The organism is Ruminococcus flavefaciens MA2007, from assembly GCF_000621845.1.
GTDB lineage: Bacteria > Bacillota > Clostridia > Oscillospirales > Ruminococcaceae > Ruminococcus > Ruminococcus flavefaciens_E.
Map to the genome: position 1 here is coordinate 200,837 of NZ_KK211355.1, position 16,681 is coordinate 217,517.

Below are 16,681 nucleotides of genomic sequence, written 5' to 3' on the forward strand. Positions count from 1 at the left end.
TCCCTGCAATCGGGCGATTATAGCACAACGCTTTGCTTATGTGCTATAATTAATGCAGAGCATTTATTATAAGTATTAAAAGCCCTTGCAGATACGCAAATCAGAGATTTGCTCCCTGCAATCGGGCAATTATAGCACAACGCCCTGCTTATGTGCTATAATATACATATTAACATATGCAAACTATTGAACATATAGGGTATATCATAAATATACCTTTTTAAAATAGCATAAATGGAGATCTTGTTATGGATATTAAAAATTACAATTTGGCAAAGCAGGCGGCGCTTAAAAGATATTTCAGCCGTATGAACGAAATGCAGCAGGAGGCTGTATTCACTGTAAACGGTCCTGTTCTTGTGCTGGCTGGCGCAGGCAGCGGAAAGACCACCGTTATCGTAAACCGCATTGCTAACATGATAAATTTCGGTAACGCCTATTTCGACACCACCCGTGAGGGAAGTGCCGAGGATATAGCCTTTCTCAGGGACTACGCCGAGGGAAAGACCGACGACTTTGATACTCTCAGGGATATCGTTGCCGTTGAGCCTATCCGTCCGTGGAACATACTGGCTATAACCTTTACAAACAAGGCGGCAGGAGAGCTCAAGGAGAGACTTGCGGCTATGCTGGGCGATGAGGCTATGAATATTCACGCCTCTACATTCCACTCAGCCTGCGTAAGGATACTCAGAAGCGAAATTGAAGCTCTCGGCTATGGCAGGGATTTTACCATATACGATTCCGACGACAGCCAGAGAATGATAAAGAACGTAATGGGCGAGATGGACGTTTCCGAGAAGCAGCTTGCGCCTAAGGCTGTTCTCAGCGATATCAGCTTTGCAAAGGACAAGATGATAAGCCCTGCGGAGCTCCGCGCAGACGCAGGTCAGGACTACCGCAAGAAAATGGTTGCTAAACTCTACGCCCTTTATCAGGAGCGCATGAAGACCGCTAATGCTCTTGACTTCGACGATATACTGGTGCTCACAGTGGAGCTCTTCGAGCAGTTCCCCGAGGTGCTGGAGAAGTACCGCAGCCGCTTCAAGTACATTATGGTTGACGAGTATCAGGACACAAACCACGTACAGTTCAGACTGGTATCGCTCCTTTCCGAGGGACACAAGAACCTCTGCGTAGTGGGCGACGACGACCAGAGCATATATAAGTTCCGCGGCGCCAATATCGAGAATATCCTCGGCTTCGAGGAGCAGTTCGAGGGCGCAAAGGTAATAAGACTGGAGCAGAATTACCGTTCCACACAGACTATCCTCGACGCGGCAAACTCCGTTATCAGCCACAACAACAGCCGTAAACCCAAGACTCTCTGGACATCGGGCGAAAAGGGCGACAAGGTGTACTGGTACAAGGCTGTGGACGAGACAGACGAGGCTAAATTCGTAGCAGATACCATACTTGATAAATACAAGGAGACAGGACGTTATTCCGACTGCGCCGTTCTCTACCGAATGAATGCACAGTCGAACTCTATCGAGCGTATGCTGGTAAAGTGCGGCATACCATACAGAGTTTACGGCGGTATGCGATTCTATGACCGCAAGGAGATAAAGGACGTTACCTCATATCTCAGCTTCATAAACAATCACAATGATATGCTCCGATTCCGCAGGATAATCAACGAGCCAAAGCGCGGTATCGGCGATTCTACCCTCACCATTATCGAGGATATCAGCCGCGACCTTAAATTATCGCCATTTGATGTGCTGAAAAACTGCGAGGAGTACGCGCCCCTTTCCAAGAAGGTAACAGCGCTGAAAAACGCATATCAGATGTTTGAATTCCTTACTGAGAAGTCCGAGGAACTCCCATTGGACGAATTCCTCGACGTGCTCCTTGACAAGACAGGCTACCTCGACAGCCTTAAAGCACTGGAAAACGCAGATACCAAGATAGAGAACGTACAGGAGCTCCGCACCTCCATGGTACAGTACATGGAGCAGGCAGACGAGCCCTCACTCAGCGGATTCCTTGAAGAAGTTGCCCTCTACACCGAGGCTGACCGCGACGACGGCAGCGGCGACAAGGTAACTCTGATGACGGTGCACTCCGCAAAGGGACTTGAATACGAGAATATCTTCGTTATCGGCATGGACGACGGTATCTTCCCAAGCGCCCGTTCATTTGACAGCGAGGACGACATGGAGGAGGAAAGACGACTTGCATACGTTGCTATAACCCGTGCAAAGAAGCACCTTTACCTCACCAATGCAAGACAGCGTATGCTCTTCGGACAGACTCAGCACAACGTAACATCACGCTTTATGAAGGAAATAGGCAGCGAGCTCGTGGAAAAGCACGACAACGCCGCAGCCATGAAGCAGCAGCTTGAGGCTGAGGACAAGTCCGTTACCGAGGTACGCTCCGCAACTCTTCAGCAGCAGCTTGCAAGAAGCAAAAAGACCGCAGGGGGCGCTCCGAAGGAGACTGTTGCATATGCAGCAGGGGAAAAGGTCTCACACAGCATATTCGGCGAGGGCGTTATAGTCTCCGTAAAGCCTATGGCTAATGATTCCATGCTGGAAATAGCCTTTGACAAGGTAGGCACAAAGAAGATAATGGCAAACTACGCAAAGCTTAAAAAGCTCTGATAAGCTCCTTACGGAAAGAGGAAAATACAATGAGAAAGACTAAGATAGTATGTACCATAGGTCCTGCAACTGACGACGAAAACATAATGCGCGAGCTCATGCTGGCAGGCATGAACGTAGCACGTTTCAACTTCTCCCACGGAGACTATGAGACTCACGAAAAGCGTTTCCGCGTTATCGAAAGACTCAGAAAGGAGCTTGACCTGCCCGTTGCCACTCTCCTTGATACGAAAGGTCCCGAGATAAGACTGGGCAAATTCGTCGACGACAAGCCCGTTGAGATACACGACGGCGATATATATACTCTGACTACCGAGGACGTGCTCTGCGACGATAAGGTCGGCAGCATAAGCTTCAAGAAGCTGCCCCGTGACGTCAGCATGGGCACAAGGATACTCATAAATGACGGTGTTATCGAGCTTTTAGCCGAAAAGGTAACAACAAACGAGATAATATGTAGAGTAGTCCACGGCGGTACGCTATCCAACAACAAGGGAATAAACGTCCCCGGAGTAAAGCTTTCCATGCCCTATCTCAGCGAAAGAGACATGGACGACCTTGAATTCGGCTCAAAAATGGGCTTTGATTTCATTGCCGCAAGCTTTGTACGCACCGCAGCTGATATCAACTACCTGAGAAAGTTCACACAGAGCCTCGGCTGGTTCGATGTGAGAATTATCGCTAAAATAGAGAACACCGACGGCGTTGAGAACATCGACGAGATACTCGAAGCTGCTGACGGTATCATGGTCGCAAGAGGCGACATGGGCGTTGAGATACCATTCGAGCAGATACCTGCTATCCAGAAGTCCCTTATCAAGAAGGGCTACAACGCAGGCAAGCAGGTCATCACAGCTACACAGATGCTGGAGTCCATGATAACCAATCCCCGTCCTACCCGTGCGGAGATAACCGACGTTGCCAACGCTCTTTACGACGGCACCAGCGCTATCATGCTCTCAGGCGAGACTGCCGCAGGCGCTTATCCTGTTGAAGCAGTAAAGACTATGGCTCTCATTGCCGAGACTACTGAGAACAACATCAACTACAAGGCTCGTTTTGCGTCGAGAAGCTCCGACCAGAACGGCAGCGTTGCCGAGGCTATAGCCCACGCAACAGTAACTACTGCCCACGACCTTAACGCAAGAGCTATCATCACTGTATCTCTCGGGGGACAGACTGCGAGACTTATTTCCAAGTACCGTCCCAGCTGTCCGATAATAGGCTGTACCATGAGCGAGGTGGTTTGCCGCCAGATGAATATGAGCTGGGGAGTTATACCATTTATAATAGATGAAAAGACCAACACCGACGACCTCTTTGCCGCAGCAGTAGAAGCTGCCGAGTCGCACCGACTTGTTGAGGACGGCGACCTTGTGGCTATCACCGCAGGCGTACCTTTGGGCGTGTCGGGTACTACCAACCTTATGAAGGTCGAGAAAATAGGCAAGTGAACAGGGAACTGAACAAAAAGATAAGAAGAACGGAGTTCTTTTCGGGACTTGCGCTAACTATAGTCTTAGGTCTGGGTGTTGTCATAGGCTCGCTGCTCAGGCAGGAGCTGTGGTTCTCCATAAAAATGGCGGCGCTCCTTTGTGCGGCGATAATGTTCCTTATTGGCAGACACCGCGACAGTTCCATGAGCTATCTTATGGGAGCGGCGTTTTCAATTATCGCCGTATCACAGGCATATGGATTCTACAGCGACCTGACGCTTCTGCTGGACTTAAAGCCCGACGAAATGGAATTTTTTCTGCGGTCGGCGGTATCGGGCATGGTGCATTCAGCCTTTACCTTTGCCGCCGCAATAATGTGCGCTCTTTTATACATGGGCATGATCGGCATTATGCGCCGCAGGACTATGATGATATTCCTTTATGTGTTCATAGCCGTCTGTATACTGTCCAGTTACAATGTCGGCGATATAGTAATGGACCTGACGATACTGCTTTCCCTGTGCTTTGTGAACGAAAACCGCAGTACCGAAACAAAGCCGGGCAAGGCAGGCAGGCTCAGTATCACGTTCTTTCCCATAGCCGCTGTTGCAGCCGCAGTTCTTTTTGGTATAGGAGTAATGATACCTGTATTCAGTTTTGATTCAGAAATGGAAAATGCGGAGAAATGGGCGGCAACAGCAGGTATAACAGGCACTGTCATCATGGCAGCGGGAGCTGCTATACTTCTGATAATGATACTTTTGTTCCCGTTTTTTCTGCTGGACAAGCAATTCCCCTACGATACGCAAAAAGCATTGACGAAAGCTGAGGATACACTAAAATGACACATAATACTGCAAAACGCAGCAGGATACTTGAAATAATCATCGCATTACTGCTTGTAAGACCGACATTGCTGACTATTTTCAGCTTTTATTCACTTGATGGCGACGATGTAAGGAGAATGATACTGAATCAGGCACTATATGGGCTGTTGGTAACTGTTCCGCCTGCTATACTCATAATAACGCGGAAATACGACCGTGCATGGTCAAAGCTGCTTATGGGAGTTTCCCTTGCGGCGAATATATTTACAAGCGACGGCTTGCGCTATGTGACTAATTTTGGCTTGTATGTGCAGAATATCCGCTACGGTATCGGCATTTTTGCATCAAATATGGGAGCAATGACGCTGTTCCTGCTGAGCGTTGCCGCAGCTATAGTGGTTCTTCTTATGATGTTCGGCGTCATAAAGTGGAAGGACAGGAAAACGATGTTCATCTGCCTTTACATATTGGCAGGACTTGCCGTAATGTCGGCGCTTGTTTCGCGTCAGAGGTCGGTAATTTTAATGACAATGCTTCTGATGATGATATTCATGCATGAAACTCAGGAAAAGACCGATGTAAAAGCGGTCATCGGCTGGATAGGCGTCTTTTTCGGAGCGGCTGCCGATATTTTCTTTGATTATAAGCTCAATAGTATTATCAATCCTATAGAAAGTGATTCGGGATTTCTTGATTATCTTCAGAGCACTGTGCAGTTCGGGACGGGGCTTGTTTTTTTCAGAACTATCGCCTATGCAGCGGCAATGGCGCTGATACCACTTATTATGTTTGAGCGCAAGGAGCCCCTTGAAAGAGTGGTGACTCCTCCCGACACCGATGACGAGGAAGACGAAGATGAGTCTGACGATAACGACTGAACGCCTTATCCTACGTCAGCTGACTCTCGATGACGCAGAAGCCGCTTTTGAATGGACAGGCGACGCGAGAGTTGCAAGATACATGATATACTCCACTCACGAAAGCGTGGAGACCACAAAGAAATGGCTCAGAACTGTAAAGTCTACGGATACACAGTTCGAGTTTGGCTTTGTCCGCAGAAGCGACGGTAAGCTAATCGGCTCAGGCGGTATAAGACTTCTGGAGGACGGTTTCTGGGAGTTCGGCTATAATTTCCGTTTTGACTGCTGGGGAATGGGCTACGCTACAGAAGCTTCAAAGGCTATGATAGACCACGTTCGCAGCAAGTTTGGTGATGTTCCTCTGAGAGCTGAATGTGCGGCTGAGAATACAGCCTCCGCTCATGTTATTGAGAAGTGCGGACTTGTGTTCAAGGGCTTCGGAGAATACACAAGCTACGACGGACTTAAAACCTTCAAAGCAAAAATTTACGAAAGCAGGTAATTATAATGATAAAACACATCGTTATGTTCAAATTAAAGGAAGCTGACGGCAGAAGCGAATACGAAAACGCACTTGAAGCTAAAAAGCGCTTCGACAACGTTATCGCCAATGTCAAGGAGCTTAAAAAAGGCGAGGTAGTCATCAACTCAAAGGACGCTCCCGAGAGCAACTATACTATCTCACTTCTCTGCGACTTCGAGACTATCGACGACCTCAACGCTTATCAGGTACACCCTGCACACCTTGAATTCGGCAAATTCATAGGCAGCGTAAAGACTGACAGAGCTTGTATCGACTACGAATATTGAGATGACATTCCCCGTGGCACGCAGCACGGGGATATCATATATATACCCTATGGGAGGAAGAAAACATGGTAAACGTAAAAGGCAAATGGGCGCTCATTACGGGCGCGAGCCGTGGAATCGGATATCTTTCCGCGATTTTCATGGCTAAGCAGGGCTGCAATCTCGTTCTCCACAGCAGAACAGAGGAGCACTGCGCAAAGGTCCTCAGCGAGGTAAAGGCGCTGGGCGTTGACGCTTACATTGTGACAGCAGAGCTCTCCGACATGGAACAGGTAGAAAAAATGTGCCGCACTATCGACGAAAAGGGCACAAAGCTTGACATCATTCTCAACAACGCAGGACTTCAGATAGCCTACAGAACGGACTATCTCGCAACTCCTGCTTCGGATTACGACATAAGCTTCAGGATAAACACCACCGCTCCAATGATGATATGCTATCATTTCCTTCCGCAGATGAAGGAGCGCGGCTTCGGACGTATAGTCAATACCACCAGCGGTATCGACCTTGAACCCGAGCAGGCAGGCTATTCCGCGGCAAAGGCGGCTCTCAACAAGGTAACACGGGACCTCGGCAAGAACTACGAGGGCACAGACGTTACTCTCAGCCTTACGGATCCGGGCTGGTGCAGGACAGACCTTGGCGGACCAAATGCGCCTAATTCTCCCGAGAGTGCTCTACCAGGCGTACTTGTGGGAGCTTTCATCGACGACAAGAAGTGCGGACGTATCTTCTCGGCACAGGAGTTTACGGGCATGACTCTTGAGGACGCCGTTGCCAGGGCTGAAAAGCAGGCAGGGGTGTATTAATTGAGAATGTAGGGGCGCACAGTGTGCGCCCGTGCAATATTCTGATATAATAACATAAGGAGTAACCATGAACATCGAAGAATGTATGAGCTTCATAAATTCCTATACCAAATCAGGGGGCAGGATAACCGACCTCTCCCGTGCAAGGGAGCTTATGAAGCGTGTGGGCGATCCCCAGGAGCGCCTTAAATTCGTTCATATCGCAGGCACCAACGGCAAGGGTTCTACCCTTGAATATATCGGCAGAGCATTACAGCTTGCAGGCTATAAGACGGGAAAATTTACCTCGCCATTTGTTCTGCGCTACACGGACAGGATACGCATAAACGACGACGAGATAGACGAGAAGTCCCTCTGCGATATAGCGGAGTTCGTAAAGGAGCGCGTTGACGACAAGGCTTATTCCCAGTTTGAGATAACAATGGCGATAGCCATGCTGTGGTTTGAGCGTGAAAACTGCGATATAGTTGTACTTGAAACGGGCATAGGCGGAACTCTCGACTCTACAAACGTGATACCGCCGCCCCTGCTTTCGGTGATAACGTCGATCTCTCTCGACCACACGGCGCTTCTCGGTGATACCGTTGAGGAGATAGCCTCCCACAAGGCAGGCATAATCAAGAGCGGCTCAGCGGTCATACTCTCCGATGACAATCCCGACAGCGTCAAGGAGCTTGTCCGTGAAACTGCCGAGAGAGTGGGAGCGGAGCTCGTACCTCTTGAACCTGTTATTCCTGCGGCAGACGGCGGACTCTTCTCGCCGTTTATCTACAGGGGAGTAAAGCTTTCTCCTGCAATGGCTGGCATACACCAGAAGTACAACGCCCAGACTGCCATAACAGCCTGTCTTTACCTGAGAAGCAAGGGCTTCGAGGTAAGCGACGGCGCCATAATAGAGGCTGTGGAGACCACACAGGTCAAGGCGCGTGTGCAGTACATAGACGGCGAGCCCCCTGTTATAGTGGACGGCGGTCATAACCCCTCGGGAGTGAATATGCTGTCCCTTATGCTGATGTATCTCAGCACGAGAGGGAAGAAGATATACACAGTCATGGGCATGGTGGATTCCAAGGACTATGTGGACTGCGTAAAGACCATATCGGGACTTTCGGACAAGCTTTTCGCAGTTGACGGCTTTGCGCCCAATGCAGTATCCGCCGAGACTATCGCGGATATAGCTTCATTCCGTACAGAAGCGGAGTTCGGGACTCTTGCGGAGTGCGCGGAAAAGGCAAAAGCGCTTGCCCGTGAGAACAACGGAGTTGCGGTGATATGCGGCTCTTTGTATCTTGCCAGCGAGTACCTTAACAGCCGTTAGCTGTTATGAGCATATGAACGGGATTCCAAAGGGACTGTGTTCCTTTGGTCAGGTCAAGGGTGACTCCCCACAGGGTGGGGAGATGTCGCAACGCGACAGAGGGGACGGACCCGATTAGGGGGACAGCCCTTGCGGGGAGTGGGGCAGCGCCCCACAGTTACGAAGCGCTCCGCAAGGGTGAATCCCGAAAACAATCCAGTGAATTGTTTTCGGGAGAGGGACGCCCTGTAAGAGAGGGCGTCCCTTTATCGGGCTGTCGTGGACGCAAGCCCCTACAGATGTTGTTTTAGGATATGTTGATTCGGGCGCACGATGTGCGCCCCTACTAATCACTAAGCACTAACAACTGATCACTTATCACTGATAATTATTCGCTGACATTACAAAATTGTAAGGTTGCGTAATGTTAAAAATACGACATAAGCTATTGCGTGATGTATAATAAGATCATGGAAAGGGAGAACGGCTCCCGAGAAAATGACCGAAAGGAAATGATCTTATGAAAAAGCATACTTCAAAAATTATCAGGATTCTCTACCATATCAGCAGCATTTTAATGGTCGTATTCGGTACTGCGGAATTATATGAGATATTTGTTGTAAGAGCAGCCTATGATCCGCGCAGAAGTGTTGTAGAAGCTCTTTTCTGGAGCACATTTGCAGTTTTCCACCTCTGCAACTGGTATGTAAGAAAACACAAGAACACAATTGATACATTATAAGGAGATAAAATTATGTCATTACTCAGATTACAGAACGTTGAAAAATATTACGGAAGCCGTTCAAGCCTTACAAAGGCAGTTGACGATATCTCCTTCAATGTGGAGAAGGGCGAGTTCACCGCTATAATGGGAGCTTCGGGCAGCGGCAAGACTACTCTCCTCAACTGCATATCCACTATCGACCGCGTTACAGCAGGACATATCATGCTTGAGGATACCGACATCACAAAGCTCAAGGGCAAGGAGCTGAACAAGTTCCGCAGAGATAAGCTGGGCTTTATCTTTCAGGACTTCAACCTTATGGACACCCTGACAGCCTATGAGAATATCGCCCTTGCACTTTCCATTCAGAAGCGTCCTGCAAAGGAGATAGACAAGGCAGTAAAGACCGTTGCCGAGCAGCTTGGCATAACAGAGGTGCTTAACAAATACCCCTATGAGATGTCAGGCGGACAGAAGCAGAGAGTAGCCTCCGCAAGAGCTATCGTTACTTCTCCTAAGCTTGTCCTTGCCGACGAGCCTACAGGCGCACTGGACTCAAAGTCCTCGAAAATGCTTCTGGAGCGCTTCAACTATCTCAACCATGAGTGCGATGCTACTATTATAATGGTAACTCACGACTCATTTACCGCAAGCTATGCTTCGAGAGTTCTTTTCATCAAGGACGGCAAGGTTTTCAACGAGATAAACCGCGGCGGAGACAGTCGAAAGCAGTTCTTTGACAAGATAATCAACGTAGTTACCCTGCTGGGAGGTGACGTCAGCGATGCTCTTTAAGATATCCCTCAGCAATATCCGCAAAAGCCTGAAGGACTACGCTATATACTTCTTCACCCTTGTCCTCGGAGTTGCGGTATTCTACGTATTCAACGCTATAGAAACACAGACCTCATTCCTGAAAGTGAATGAAGACCAGCGTGAGATGATAAAGATCCTTACCACCTCTATCTCAGCAGTCAGCGTATTCATAGCGGTAGTCCTCGGACTTCTCATCGTATACGCAAGCCGATTCCTCATGAAGCGCAGGAACAAGGAATTTGCCCTGTACATGATGCTGGGCATGAGCAAATGGCGCATATCCGCACTTCTCCTCTGCGAGACAGTTATCATCGGTATCGGTTCGCTTTTTGTGGGACTTCTCATCGGCGTGGGACTTTCACAGGTCATGAGCGCCGTAGTCGCAAATCTCTTTGAAGCCGACATGAATGCCTATAAATTCACTGTTTCGGGCTCGGCTATCACAAAAACTATCATCTATTTCGGCATTATGTACGCTGTAGTAATGCTGAGAAGCGGCTTTGTTATCAGCAAGTGCCGTCTTATCACACTTATGAACTCGGGCAGACGCTCAGAGAAGATAACCATGAAGAACCCTTGGGTATGCGTGATAGTATTCCTTATCTCCGCAGCAGCTCTTGGCTGGGCTTATTACTCAGTAGGCTGGAACGCAGAACACCTCAGTTTAAGAAAGTTCGGCTTGGCTATTATTGTAGGCTGTGTTGCTACATTCTTTATATTCTGGTCTGTAGCAGGAATGCTTCTGAGAGTTATGATGTCCGCAAAGGGTATCTACCACCACGGACTCAACAGCTTCACATTCCGTCAGCTCAGCAGCAAGGTAAACACCACAGTTGCTTCCATGACAGTTATCTGTCTCATGCTTTTCGTTACTATCTGCACTCTTTCCACTGCATTTACTATCAGAAATTCCATGAATCAGGGCGTTGAGGAGAATTATCCCGTGGATTTCTATGTTCAATTTGCAGAGAGCGCGGACGATCCCGAGAATCCGTGGCTTTACAAGGGCGGTAATATCGACGATGTATACGCACAGCAGAACGAAAGCATTTATGACGAGTTCGGAGAATATCTCCACTTCCATGACTATATCGACGATGATTTCACATTATATGACTTCATTGGAGACAAGAGAGATGAGTTCTTGGAGAATAATAATGAATTTTACTCACGTTTCAACTTCACCGAAACTATCATAAAGCTCAGCGATTACAACGCTCTTATGAAGCTTTACGGCAAGGAGCAGATAGAGCTTGCCGACGATGAATACGCAGTATGCGCAAATGCTCTTGGCTTTACAGATATTTATACAGGGTTCCTTAAAGATAAGACCGAGGCAGTAATATACGGCAAATCTCTCAAGCCTAAGTTCACAAAATGTATCGAGACGTCTATCTACCCCGGAATGCAGGCAAATAATGCAGGTGCTTTCATAGTTCCCGACAATGCAGTATCAGAGAATGGTCAGTGCTTTGATAATTTTGTGGGCAACTACAAGGCTACAGATAAAAAGGGCATTGCAGAAGCTGAGAAAACTGCCCGTGCAAAATGGGAAAACGCAATACACTGGTATACGAGCGACACAAAGGGCGGAACTAACTACAATATGTCCACAAGGATAGAGACTGTCAACAGCGCTATAGGAATAGGCGCTATCGTTACATTTCTCGGACTTTACATCGGATTCATCTTCCTCGTTTCCTGCGGCGCTATCCTCGCACTGAAGGAGCTCTCAGAGAGCGCAGACAGCCTGCCGAGATATACAATGCTCCGCAAGCTTGGCGTAGAGGAGAAGGAGATAACAAAGTCCATATTCAGACAGTCCGGAATATTCTTCCTGCTGCCGCTGCTGCTGGCTTGTCTCCACGCATACGTGGGTATGAGATTCGGCAGATTCGGACTTGAACTCCTTATAACGGGAGATTATATAAAGCCTGTATTATTCACCGCAGCATTGGTCGTGCTGATATACGGCGGATACTTCCTGCTGACATTCCTCGGCAGCAAGGCGGTAACAAGAGAACAGAAGTAAGCTTATACAGATTAAAAAGCCATAAGGTTAAGCCTTATGGCTTTTTCTGAGTTATTAGTGGATAGTGCATAGTGATTAGCAGTGGCGGCGTTCCGTCTTCTTCCTACAAACGGATAAAATGCTATAGATTTTTTCCACGACAGACAGGAATATATATAAACCGACAAAATTTTTCCCCCTGTTTGAAATCTCTTGAAAACCGCTGTTTTTAGTAGTATAATAGATAGCGTTGCGTGTTTTTTATCAGAAAATAACGGAAAAAGAGGTTAGAAATATGGCTGAAAAAGCATTGAAACCCACAGAAGAAAAGCTCAAACCAAAGCTTTTCTCGGTAATGAAGACCTACACCAAGGAGCAGTTCGTAAAGGACGTTATCTCGGGAATAATCGTCGCTATCATAGCGCTGCCCCTGTCTATCGCGCTTGCTCTCGCTTCGGGAGTAGGACCTGAGCAGGGACTTTATACCGCTATCATCGCAGGCTTTATCGTTTCGTTCTTAGGCGGAAGCCGTGTTCAGATAGCAGGTCCTACGGCGGCATTTGCCACAACTGTTGCGGGAATCGTAGCTGTTGAGGGCATGGACGGACTTGCCATATCGGCGATAATGGCTGGTATTATCCTCATAATCATGGGATTCTGCCGCTTCGGAGCTCTCATCAAATACATACCGGGTACTATCACCACGGGCTTTACCTTTGGTATCGCCGTGACTATCCTCCTCGGACAGGTCAAGGACTTCCTCGGACTTACCTATGATAAGGCTCTTATGCAGGAAAAGCTCGGCTTTGAGTCGCCTATCGAGACAGTTGAAAAGGTAAAGGCGATAGGTCTGTTTATGGATACTATCAACTGGCAGGCGCTTCTTATCGGCGTTATCTCGCTGGCAATACTTATCCTCTGGCCGAAAAAGCTGGAGAAGATACCTGCTTCACTCATTGCGGTCATTGTCTGTTCCGCTATCGTAAAGCTCAGCGATATCAATGTAAATACCATTGGTGACCTCTATAAGATATCAAATTCACTTCCGAAGCTCACTGTGCCCGAGGTAACATTCGGCAGAGTAAGAGCTCTTATCCCCAATGCTTTCACTATTGCAGTCCTTGCAGCTGTTGAGTCGCTTCTGTCCTGCGTTGTTGCAGACGGTATGGTAGGCTCAAAGCACCGCTCAAACATGGAGCTGGTGGCACAGGGCGCAGCAAACATCGGCTCGGCATTCTTCGGCGGTATACCTGCTACAGGCGCTATCGCACGTACAGCCGCAAACGTAAAGAACGGCGGACGTACTCCTATCGCAGGCATGGTACACTCGGTAGTCCTTGTGGTAATACTGGTAGTTCTCATGCCCTATGCTTCACTGATACCGATGCCCACTATCGCAGCTATACTCTTTATCGTAGCTTATAATATGTGCGGCTGGAGAAACATCAGAAACACAGTAAAGACCGCTCCCAAGAGCGATATCGCTGTACTTTTCGTAACACTGATACTTACAGTAGTATTCGACCTTGTAGTCGCTATCGGCGTCGGCATGGTAATGGCTGCACTTCTCTTCATGAAGCGTATGGCAGACGTTACCGAGGCTCATGCATGGGTTGATGTTGACGATGAGGATACCGATCCCGATAATATCCTCCTGAAGAAGATACCGAAGAACACCCGTGTGTTCGAGATAAACGGACCTATGTTCTTTGCGGCTACAGATAAGTACAAGTACGTGCTCAGCGACAAGGATATAGACGTTCTCTGTATCAGAATGAGAAATGTTCCTGCTATCGACGCTACAGGCGTTGAAGCTCTCATGCGTATCGTTAAGCGCTGTGAGCGCCACAACGTAAAGGTTGTATTCTCACACGTGAACGAGCAGCCTATGAAGGTCATGAAAAAGGCCGGTTTCGTTGAAAAGGTTGGCGAGAAGAACTTCTGCGACCATATCGACACAGCTCTCCAGAGAGCAGAGGAAATAGAGAAAGAAATAGAATCAAAGAAAGTGAAATAAATCAGAAGCACCGTGAGGATAAGTCCCTTGCGGTGCTTTTTTGACGAATGAGCGTTTAAGTAAAGTCAGACAAAAAAACGTGCGGATTTTAACGGATATGTATAAAGAACGTCGTTTTGTCCACTTAATCTGCGAAAAATGAGTTGTCAATGTATACTATCCATGGTAATATAATACACAGAGAATGGTCCTTGAAGTTCCAATTCTCATGCAGATAGCAGAAATGCCTATCTGTAAGCCTGCGAGGGCTTTTGAAAATCATCCTCATTGAACCGATACCGAAGTTTCAGTGTTCTTCGGTGTCGGGATTTTTTTGTCTTTACAAGACCTTGGAAATATGGTATAATAATTTTTGTTGTGCATTAAGACAAGCTTATAAACACATAGTTGAGAATTGAGAGTTGAGAGTTATGGTGCCGCCTGCGGCGGTATTATTCAAATAATGTTTGCTAAGCGAACACATTAACTCTGAACTCTCTACTCTCAACTCTAAACTGAATCAATTATTACAAAGCTATAATTGATTTGAGAAAGGATCAGATATGATAACAGTAAGCAATGTGAGCGTGCAGTTCGGCGGCTCAACACTTTTCAAAAATGTAAACCTTAAATTCACAAACGGCAACTGCTACGGCGTTATCGGCGCCAACGGAGCAGGCAAGTCCACATTCCTCCGCGTGCTCTGCGGCGAGCTGGAGCCTGCTTCGGGCGAGGTCACTATGCCAAAGGAGGAGCGTCTCAGCGTTCTCAAGCAGGACCACTTCGCATATGACGAGTACACAGTTCTCGACACCGTAATTATGGGTAATGCCCGTCTTTACGAGATAATGCAGGAAAAGGACGCTCTCTACGCAAAGGAGGACTTCTCCGAAGAGGACGGCGTCAAGGCTTCAGAGCTGGAGGGCGAGTTTGCGGAGCTCAACGGCTGGGAGGCAGAATCCGACGCTTCAAAGCTCATACAGGGACTCGGTCTTTCCGAGGATATCCTTTATTCGCAGATGGCAGGTCTTTCGGGTAACGAAAAGGTAAAGGTGCTTCTTGCACAGGCTCTTTTCGGCAATCCCGATATCATACTCCTTGACGAGCCTACCAACCACCTTGATATCGACGCGGTACGCTGGCTGGAGGAGTTCCTCTCCGAGTACTTCGGTACAGTCATCGTGGTATCCCATGACCGTCACTTCCTCAATAACGTCTGCACCCACATCGTTGATATCGACTACAACAAGATAAAGATGTACGTGGGCAATTATGAGTTCTGGTACGAGTCCAGCCAGCTCATTCAGCGCATGATAAAGCAGCAGAACAAGAAGAACGAGGAGAAAATAAAGGAATTAAAGGACTTCATCGCACGATTCTCCGCTAATAAATCAAAGTCCAATCAGGCGACTTCACGCCGCAAGCTCATCGAGAAGCTCACCGTTGAGGAGCTTCCTGCATCAAGCAGAAGATATCCGTTCATCGGCTTCGATATGGACAGAGAGCTCGGCAAGGATATTTTGCAGGTAGAGGGACTTACCAAGACCGTTGACGGCGTAAAGCTGCTCAACAATGTAAGCTTCACTCTCGGCAGAACTGATAAGGTAGCTTTTGTGGGCGAGAGCGAGCAGGCTATCACCATGCTGTTCAAGATACTTATGGAGGAGGAGCAGCCTGACAGCGGCAGCTTCAAGTGGGGCGTTTCCGTCACCACATCTTATATGCCAGTGGATAACTCGGAATACTTCAACGGCTGCGAGCTTTCCATACTCGACTGGATTCGTCAGTACTCCGTAAAGGACGAAACAGAGACATATCTCCGCGGCTTCTTAGGACGTATGCTCTTCTCGGGCGACGACGTGTACAAGCCTGTAAATGTGCTTTCGGGAGGCGAAAAAGTGAGATGTATGTTCTCGCGCATGATGCTTTTCGGTTCTAACGTGTTGGTGCTTGACCGTCCTACGAACCACCTCGACCTTGAAAGCATTACCGCTGTAAACAACAGCCTTATCAACTTCAAGGGCGTAGTGCTCCTTGCTTCTCACGACCACGAGATAATGCAGACCACTGCTAACCGCATAATCGAGATAACTCCCGACGGCTGCCTTGACAGACAGGGAACATACGAGGAGTTCATCGACTTCAAGAAGGAGAACGGACTTTTATAAGCTGTTGGCTGAATTGAGAATGCAGGGGCGAGATCCGCTCGCCCGTTTGCATGGTTTGCCTTTGGTGGACTGTCGGGGACGCCAGCCCCTACAGATAAAAAATCCCGAAAGAATAACCATAATACTCATATAAGTTTTATAATTATTATTGCGAGAACCCCTTTTGAAAAAGGCTTTTCTCTTATCATTTTCAAGACCGTTATTTCATTTTTTCTATAATAGAGCCCCCAAAAATAACTTGCCCCTCTTTAAAAACTACAGAGGGGCTCTTTTATAGAAAAAACCAGATAAAAGTCTTTGGAAAGGGGTATGGGGGAG

At 47.9% G+C, this 16,681-nt stretch carries 13 protein-coding genes; all 13 read left to right on the forward strand.

The window, feature by feature from the left end; translation table 11 throughout:
- The first annotated feature begins 248 nt into the window (after window positions 1–248).
- The 13 genes from T497_RS0113970 to T497_RS0114030 all read left to right on the forward strand — a co-directional run bounded on the left by T497_RS0113970 (window position 249) and on the right by T497_RS0114030 (window position 16,363).
- Window positions 249–2,609 carry an ATP-dependent helicase gene (locus T497_RS0113970; RefSeq protein WP_028516149.1) on the forward strand — a complete coding sequence of 787 codons (2,361 nt, stop codon included), beginning with the start codon at window positions 249–251 and terminating at the stop codon, window positions 2,607–2,609.
- Window positions 2,610–2,638: 29 nt separating this feature from the next.
- A complete protein-coding gene (gene pyk / locus T497_RS0113975; protein ID WP_028516150.1) occupies window positions 2,639–4,063 on the forward strand; it encodes a pyruvate kinase in 1,425 nt (474 codons plus the stop codon).
- Entirely contained in the window at window positions 4,060–4,890 is an 831-nt protein-coding gene (locus T497_RS0113980) for a hypothetical protein (RefSeq protein ID WP_028516151.1), read from the forward strand. Before pyk ends, T497_RS0113980 begins: the two co-directional genes overlap by 4 nt.
- Complete coding sequence (locus tag T497_RS0113985; RefSeq protein WP_028516152.1) at window positions 4,887–5,750, forward strand: hypothetical protein; 864 nt, start codon at window positions 4,887–4,889, stop codon at window positions 5,748–5,750. Before T497_RS0113980 ends, T497_RS0113985 begins: the two co-directional genes overlap by 4 nt.
- Window positions 5,728–6,234, forward strand: a complete 507-nt coding sequence (locus tag T497_RS0113990; RefSeq protein ID WP_028516153.1) for a GNAT family N-acetyltransferase — start codon at window positions 5,728–5,730, stop codon at window positions 6,232–6,234. The genes T497_RS0113985 and T497_RS0113990 overlap by 23 nt, the downstream gene beginning before the upstream one ends.
- 5 nt (window positions 6,235–6,239) lie before the next feature.
- Window positions 6,240–6,542 carry a Dabb family protein gene (locus tag T497_RS0113995; RefSeq protein ID WP_028516154.1) on the forward strand — a complete coding sequence of 101 codons (303 nt, stop codon included), beginning with the start codon at window positions 6,240–6,242 and terminating at the stop codon, window positions 6,540–6,542.
- Window positions 6,543–6,607: 65 nt separating this feature from the next.
- Window positions 6,608–7,351 carry an SDR family NAD(P)-dependent oxidoreductase gene (locus T497_RS0114000; protein WP_028516155.1) on the forward strand — a complete coding sequence of 248 codons (744 nt, stop codon included), beginning with the start codon at window positions 6,608–6,610 and terminating at the stop codon, window positions 7,349–7,351.
- Between the two features lie 67 nt (window positions 7,352–7,418).
- On the forward strand, window positions 7,419–8,669 hold the full coding sequence (locus tag T497_RS0114005) for a bifunctional folylpolyglutamate synthase/dihydrofolate synthase (protein WP_028516156.1): 1,251 nt from the start codon (window positions 7,419–7,421) through the stop codon (window positions 8,667–8,669).
- 499 nt (window positions 8,670–9,168) lie between these two features.
- Window positions 9,169–9,390 carry a hypothetical protein gene (locus T497_RS0114010; protein ID WP_024861728.1) on the forward strand — a complete coding sequence of 74 codons (222 nt, stop codon included), beginning with the start codon at window positions 9,169–9,171 and terminating at the stop codon, window positions 9,388–9,390.
- Window positions 9,391–9,402: 12 nt separating this feature from the next.
- Window positions 9,403–10,167: an ABC transporter ATP-binding protein gene (locus T497_RS0114015; protein ID WP_196243047.1), complete on the forward strand. Its 765-nt coding sequence runs from the start codon at window positions 9,403–9,405 to the stop codon at window positions 10,165–10,167.
- Entirely contained in the window at window positions 10,157–12,220 is a 2,064-nt protein-coding gene (locus T497_RS0114020; RefSeq protein ID WP_028516158.1) for an FtsX-like permease family protein, read from the forward strand. Before T497_RS0114015 ends, T497_RS0114020 begins: the two co-directional genes overlap by 11 nt.
- A 274-nt stretch (window positions 12,221–12,494) precedes the next feature.
- On the forward strand, window positions 12,495–14,216 hold the full coding sequence (locus T497_RS0114025; protein ID WP_028516159.1) for a SulP family inorganic anion transporter: 1,722 nt from the start codon (window positions 12,495–12,497) through the stop codon (window positions 14,214–14,216).
- Between the two features lie 542 nt (window positions 14,217–14,758).
- Window positions 14,759–16,363, forward strand: a complete 1,605-nt coding sequence (locus T497_RS0114030; protein ID WP_024861732.1) for an ABC-F family ATP-binding cassette domain-containing protein — start codon at window positions 14,759–14,761, stop codon at window positions 16,361–16,363.
- Window positions 16,364–16,681 lie beyond the last annotated feature (318 nt).

Bases quoted from the DNA above. Each gene is read 5' to 3' on its own strand.
- T497_RS0113970 (WP_028516149.1), top strand. From the start codon at position 249: ATGGATATTAAAAATTACAATTTGGCAAAGCAGGCGGCGCTTAAAAGA.
- pyk (WP_028516150.1), top strand. From the start codon at position 2,639: ATGAGAAAGACTAAGATAGTATGTACCATAGGTCCTGCAACTGACGAC.
- T497_RS0113985 (WP_028516152.1), top strand. From the start codon at position 4,887: ATGACACATAATACTGCAAAACGCAGCAGGATACTTGAAATAATCATC.
- T497_RS0113990 (WP_028516153.1), top strand. From the start codon at position 5,728: ATGAGTCTGACGATAACGACTGAACGCCTTATCCTACGTCAGCTGACT.
- T497_RS0113995 (WP_028516154.1), top strand. From the start codon at position 6,240: ATGATAAAACACATCGTTATGTTCAAATTAAAGGAAGCTGACGGCAGA.
- T497_RS0114000 (WP_028516155.1), top strand. From the start codon at position 6,608: ATGGTAAACGTAAAAGGCAAATGGGCGCTCATTACGGGCGCGAGCCGT.
- T497_RS0114005 (WP_028516156.1), top strand. From the start codon at position 7,419: ATGAACATCGAAGAATGTATGAGCTTCATAAATTCCTATACCAAATCA.
- T497_RS0114010 (WP_024861728.1), top strand. From the start codon at position 9,169: ATGAAAAAGCATACTTCAAAAATTATCAGGATTCTCTACCATATCAGC.
- T497_RS0114015 (WP_196243047.1), top strand. From the start codon at position 9,403: ATGTCATTACTCAGATTACAGAACGTTGAAAAATATTACGGAAGCCGT.
- T497_RS0114020 (WP_028516158.1), top strand. From the start codon at position 10,157: ATGCTCTTTAAGATATCCCTCAGCAATATCCGCAAAAGCCTGAAGGAC.
- T497_RS0114025 (WP_028516159.1), top strand. From the start codon at position 12,495: ATGGCTGAAAAAGCATTGAAACCCACAGAAGAAAAGCTCAAACCAAAG.
- T497_RS0114030 (WP_024861732.1), top strand. From the start codon at position 14,759: ATGATAACAGTAAGCAATGTGAGCGTGCAGTTCGGCGGCTCAACACTT.